This is a genomic window from Mucilaginibacter sp., assembly GCF_036383575.1.
GTDB lineage: Bacteria > Bacteroidota > Bacteroidia > Sphingobacteriales > Sphingobacteriaceae > Mucilaginibacter.
Genome location: NZ_DASVOB010000438.1, coordinates 1 through 5,904, shown reverse-complemented (window position 1 = coordinate 5,904; position 5,904 = coordinate 1). Strand labels below are relative to the sequence as shown.

Below are 5,904 nucleotides of genomic sequence, written 5' to 3'. Positions count from 1 at the left end.
ACAACTTTTGGTAGGGTGGCGTTCTCTTCGTCTTTTTTATCGTCTTCCTTATCATTGAAAACGGCGCGCCATCCGGCGGTGTGGATCACTGTTCCGCTGGCGTTAAATTTGGCGCCTGATTGCACCACAATTTTGGTGACTTCCTTGATACAGTCCTGGTGAAAAGCTTCAAGCATGCGGCCCGCCACCATATCGTAAATAGCCTGCTGATCGGCCGAAAGCTGGTGCGGTGTTTCGCCGGTTGTGAGTACGGCATGGTGATCTGTTACTTTCTTGGCATTCACACTGCGTTTATTCAATGTGGCAGTGCCCAGCGCAATGGCTTGTTTGCCAAAAAGCGGGTGTTGTTCCAGCTTTTCAATAAGTACAGGTACACCTGCAAAAACATCATCGCCAATATAACGGCTGCCGGTACGGGGGTAGGTGACCAGCTTGTTTTCGTACAGGTTTTGGAGGATATTAAGTGTCTGATCGGCAGTAAAACCTTTGCGTTTGTTGGCTTCCTGCTGCAGGCTGCTCAAGTCGTGCAATAGTGGTGGTGGTTCTTTACGTGGTTTGGCTTCCACTTGCAAAATATGACCGCCCTGCGGAAAACCGCCTTCAACATCCTGCACCTGGTCGACTACGGCTTGTGCTTCTTCTCTTGTTTTATAATTTTCGGCAGATATCGCTTTAAATACCTGTCCATCTTTATCTGGATGGATACTTACCTGGAAGAATGTTTCGGGTACGAAGTTTTTATTTTCGAGATACCGCGAACAGATCATAGCAAGGGTAGGGGTTTGCACCCGACCCAATGAAAGTACGGCACCGCGAATGCCCGATGAAAGACTAAGCGCCTGTGTAGCGTTCATACCCACCAGCCAGTCCGACTGTGAACGGCAATGGGCCGAATTAAACAGCGTATCATAATCACTGCCTGGTTTCAGGTTGCGGAAGCCCTCTTTGATAGCCTCATCTGTTTGGGATGAGATCCAAAGCCTTTTAAAGGGCTTTTTACATTTTAAATAATAGTAAATGTAACGAAAGATGAGTTCTCCCTCGCGCCCGGCATCCGTTGCTACGATGATCTCGGTGGATTCATCAAATAGCTTTTGGATAGTATCCAGTTGTTTTTTTACCGAAGGATCATCTACCAGCCCATCTTTGGTTTTTACCTTACGGATAGAAAGCTTAAACTTTGGTGGTAGCATAGGCAGGTGCTGAACGCTCCAGCCATAATAGCCGTATTCCTGCGGCGCTGCAAGCTGCAACAGGTGACCGAAAGCCCAGGTAAAGGTGAACCCTTTGCCTTCAATATAACCATCCTTTTTAGTGGTCGCCCCAAAAACTTTGGCAATTTCACGGGCTACAGATGGTTTTTCGGCTATAATTACTTTCATAAATGCTGGTCCCAATGCGCCGGTTTATACCGGTGCCTGCTGATACGGGCGTCGAAAGTATGAATTTAACGAGGGCTGTGCAAGGTTTGTTGGTAACATTGTGCCGCCCCGTATATCTAATGCCCGGTTAAATACCGTTCGTAGTAGCCAGTAATTCCTTATCTACCCCGGCAATTATTTCTTTAAATATTGGCTCCGCATTGGTATAACCTTCAAGCAATTTAAACTGGTTTTTTGCCCTGATCAAATTATGCCCTTCGTATTGCGCGCCGTAGTAAACATCGTTGTTTAAGAAATCGGTTAAAAAACGGAGGCCTTGCATGTAGATCATCATTTTGCCCGAAAAAATGAAAAACTGTTTTTCGGTTTCAGTGAGGATACTCCCCATTTCGCTCATATACCCTTTATATATCGCCCCGAAAAAATCTGTCCTGATGATAATCTTATCCAGATCTTTTTCCTCCTCGTTGGCGGGCGACAAGTAGGTACGCATCATATCGCCGACATCGCTTAAATAATAGCCGGGCATTACGGTATCCAGGTCGACAAGGCAAAGCGCGTTTTGTGCGTCATCAAATAGCACATTGTTTATTTTGGTATCGTGATGTATCACCCGCAGTTTAATATCCTTGTTAGTAGTAAACTGGTTGTAGGTGTGCAGTATTTCGATATAACCTCGTGCTTTCTCTATTTCGTGATCAGCCTGTTTCAATTTTTCATCAGAGGCCGTTTGAAGGGCTTGTTCAAACTGCTCGAAACGTAATTTCAGGTTATGAAAATCGATAAGTGTATATTCGAGTTTGCTGCTGTCAAAACGGTTTAGCAAGCGGGTAAACCTGCCAAATTGTACAGCGGCGCTATAGGCTGCTTTGGTATCCTGCAAAAAGTTTACTGTATGCGATCCATCAATGAATGGAAACAGCCTGTAAAATTTACCGTCGGCTGCTTGAATGATCGATTTTCCTGTTTGATTCTTTAATGGGGCTACAAACAAATATCCCGGGTTGGTTTCATCAAGGTATTGTTTGATCAACGCCAGGTTGTTATCAATATGATCTGGATATTTGAAAACCGAGTTGTTGATTTGCTGAAGGATATAAGCCCGGTTAACACCGTTTATTTTAAAAGTATAGTTTATTAAGCCCGAACCAAAAGGCCGGACTGTGTATTCAGAAACGTTTAATCCAAAATTTATAAGGATATCATCAAACATATTATAGGCGTTAACTCATCAAACATAGCTAATTGGTAAACGATAGCCATGCGCAAACGTTTGAGTGTTTTTTGTTGAGATCTATTTTTTGTTTTCGACCAGTTGCGATTCGATGATCACCTTATAAAAGGCACTTGGTTCGTTGCCGCCTGTACCCTGATGGTGCAGCAGGTCCATCAAAATATCGGTTGCTTTTTGCCCCTGTAAATAAGGGAATTGCTCAACCGAAGCAGCCGGGATATTCTCCATATAATGGATCAGCGGTAAATTGGCATAACTTACAAACTCAAGGTCTTTGTTTATCCTGATGTTTAATTTGCTGGCATGTTTAATGGCAAAAAGCGCCACATAGTCATTAAAGGTTACTATTGCGGTTGGTTTACGTTTGCTGGCTAATAATTCATTTAGCGCTTTTTGGGTACCTTCTTCTGTCAAATCGCATGAAACAATGAGTGAAGGATCATACTTAAGCCTGTTTTTGGTCATGGCTTTGATATAACCTTCTTTGCGTTCGCCGGTGGCTACCATGGTTTGGGGGCCGTTGATCATGCCTATTGCCCGATGTCCTTTTTTTAGCAGATAGCTTACCGCTTCGATTGTGCCGATTTCCATGTTGCATGCCACATAGTGGATGTTTGGTATGGATGGGATCCTGTCGAAATAAACTACGGGGATATTGTATTTCTTTAAGTTTTCAAAATGCAGATAGGAGGACGTGTTTTTGCCCACCGATACCAATAAACCATCAACCCGGTGATTTTTCATTTTTTCAACAAGTTGTTTTTCTTTCTGCTCATCATCATGCGATTGCGCCAGGAGTACGGTATAGTTTTTTTTGTAGGCGGTATCTTCAATAGCGCTTATGGCCGATGAGAAAAAAGCTTCTGAAAGTTCTGGTAAAATAACCCCGATAGTATGGGTTTTACCCTTTTGCAAAAAAATGGCGGTTTGGTTTGGTTCGTAGTTTAGTTCACCTGCCAGCTTTTTAACTTTTGCCCTTGTTGTTAGCCCAATGCTTGGATGGTCATGCAAGGCCCTGGAGACTGTAGACACCGAGATACCTAATATTTGCGCTATCTCTTTTATAGTAGTTGGCTTTGTTTGCATTAATGATGGGCTAATAGTGTTTATATAGTTAAAGTTAAGCGATTATTATGAAATTATGGCTTGTTGTGGCTGTATTGCAAACGTTTGCGTAGCCTTTGTTAGTCCTAATCACCGGTTTGCAAATGTTAACTGATTGGTATAATGGAGATTTTAGCATTTGCCGTGTTGCAATTTTAAGTATTGATATTATCCGGATTAAAAACCGGTGGCCTGCCTCTGCAATGAAAATATTGAGAGAAATAACCGGTTGGCAGAGCCGTTTATCTTCATTTTTTAACTGAAAAGAATAAACGTCAGTAAGTTTGATAAAAGCGTGTTTTTCAATTAATGCCAGTTATAGGATAATTACAGCCATTTTTCAAACGTTTGCGTTGAAATTGAAACATTTAATTCTTTACGAAAGCCACTAATGCGACTACATTTATGAACCGATACTTGTATTATAATCTGATGATGAAGAAAACCATTATAATTTGCCTCTCGCTATTATTTATTATTATAAGCAACAGGTTTGCCAGCGCGCAAACTGCACACATCGACGCTTCAAAACTGCGCCACGTGATCCCGCTTGGCGGTAATGCCTGGGTAAGTGCACCTGATACTATTACTGACGAAGGTTTAATAGGGCTGAAAAGCGCTAAATCAACAGCCAATATTTATTTCAGGGTTAGTGTTGCGCAGGATCTTCAGCTTGCGCTGGTGGTACGTGTGCCGCAAGGTAGCAGCACCATACAGCTATCGGCAGGAAAGAACACTTTTGTTAAAAAACTAAATAATACCACGTTTGATACCATCAGTTTTGGAAAGCTTCATATCACCGAACCCGGCTATATAAAGGTAAGCTTAAAAGGGATCAGTAAAACGGGTGCTGTTTATGCCGACATATCTGATCTGGTAGTTACACTGCAAAAGGCAGATAATGATATAGCCTATGTTACTAAAGGCAGCTCGTTTCATTTTGGCAGGAGGGGGCCTTCTGTACATGTGCGCTATCCGGTGGCTGCCGATAAAGAGGATAAAGTAAAATGGTTTTATAATGAGATCATAGTACCGAAAGGGCAGGACGTAGTGGGATCCTATTTTATGGCCGACGGGTTTGGCGAGGGCTACTTTGGTATGCAGGTAAACTCTGCTACAGAGCGTAGGGTATTATTTTCGGTATGGAGCCCATTCAATACTGAAGACCCGAAAAGCATCCCCGACAGTATGCGTATAAAACGGGAAAAAAACGGTGGTAATGTTCATATAGGTGAATTTGGTAACGAAGGCTCGGGCGGACAAAGCTATATGCGTTTTCCATGGAAAGCAGGACAGGCCTATGCGTTCCTGCTAAGCGCCGAGCCTGATAACGCAAAACATAGCACTACTTATACTGCCTATTTCAAAGATGTAGTTGCAGATAAATGGTTTCTGATAGCCAGCTTCACGCGTCCGCAAAAAGCTACTTATTTAACGCATTTATATTCGTTTGTGGAAAATTTTGAACCCGAAAACGGTGATAAGACCCGCAAGGCATATTTTACTAACCAATGGATAGGTGACAGCGAGAATAACTGGCTGGAGCTTACGCATGCTATTTATACCGGCGATGCTACAGCTAACGCCAACTATCGTAAGGACTATGCCGGCGGAAAAGAAGGCAACAAGTTTTACCTGCAAAATGGAGGTTTCTTTAATAATTATATCCAGCTCAAAACCCCGTATGACCGCCAGGCTACCGGGCTGAAGCCTGTAATTGACTTTGAGAAACTCCCCAATAAATAAGCCCCAAAACCAAAAATCATATATGGAAAGAAGACAATTTTTGAAAACCAGCGCAATAGCCGCAGCAGGTTTTAGCATTTTACCGTCAGGACGGCTGTTCGCATCAGCACCTGCAAAAGTACGTTTAGGTTACATTGGTGTAGGTGCCCGCGGCATGAGTCACATTGCCGAAGGCTTGCTACGCGATGATGTGGAGATCGTAGCAATTTGCGATACCCAGGAAAGCTCATTGAAAATTTGCCGCGAATACATCGCCAAAAAAGGCCATGCACCTGTAAAGGAATATACCGGCGGATTGGATGCCTACAAAAAAGTGCTGGATCATAAGGATATCGACGCCGTAATTATTGCCACACCATGGCAGTTTCATCACTCGCAGGCCATTGATGCCATGAAAGCCGGTAAGTACGTAGGGTGTGAGGTGATTGCTGGTTTAAC

At 43.1% G+C, this 5,904-nt stretch carries 5 protein-coding genes; 2 read left to right on the top strand and 3 right to left on the bottom strand.

Translation table 11 applies throughout. The annotated features are described in order from the left end of the window. The 3 genes from VF500_RS15400 to VF500_RS15390 all read right to left on the bottom strand — a co-directional run. On the bottom strand, positions 1 to 1,382 hold a 1,382-nt coding region (locus VF500_RS15400; protein WP_330860517.1), incomplete at its 3' end, for a DNA topoisomerase. Positions 1,383 to 1,509: 127 nt separating this feature from the next. After that, positions 1,510 to 2,595, bottom strand: coding sequence for an aminoglycoside phosphotransferase family protein (locus VF500_RS15395; protein WP_330860516.1), 1,086 nt, complete (start codon positions 2,593 to 2,595; stop codon positions 1,510 to 1,512). A gap of 81 nt (positions 2,596 to 2,676) precedes the next feature. After that, a complete protein-coding gene (locus VF500_RS15390; protein WP_330860515.1) occupies positions 2,677 to 3,702 on the bottom strand; it encodes a LacI family DNA-binding transcriptional regulator in 1,026 nt (341 codons plus the stop codon). Positions 3,703 to 4,125: 423 nt separating this feature from the next. On the opposite strand from VF500_RS15390, the gene VF500_RS15385 reads away from it, so the two are divergent. Together VF500_RS15385 and VF500_RS15380 are read left to right on the top strand one after the other, a co-directional pair. After that, positions 4,126 to 5,466 (top strand): DUF3472 domain-containing protein, encoded by a 1,341-nt coding sequence (locus tag VF500_RS15385; RefSeq protein ID WP_330860514.1) that lies wholly within the window; start codon positions 4,126 to 4,128, stop codon positions 5,464 to 5,466. 22 nt (positions 5,467 to 5,488) lie between these two features. Then, a partial coding sequence (locus VF500_RS15380) for a Gfo/Idh/MocA family protein (protein WP_330860513.1) occupies positions 5,489 to 5,904 on the top strand: 416 nt, incomplete at its 3' end.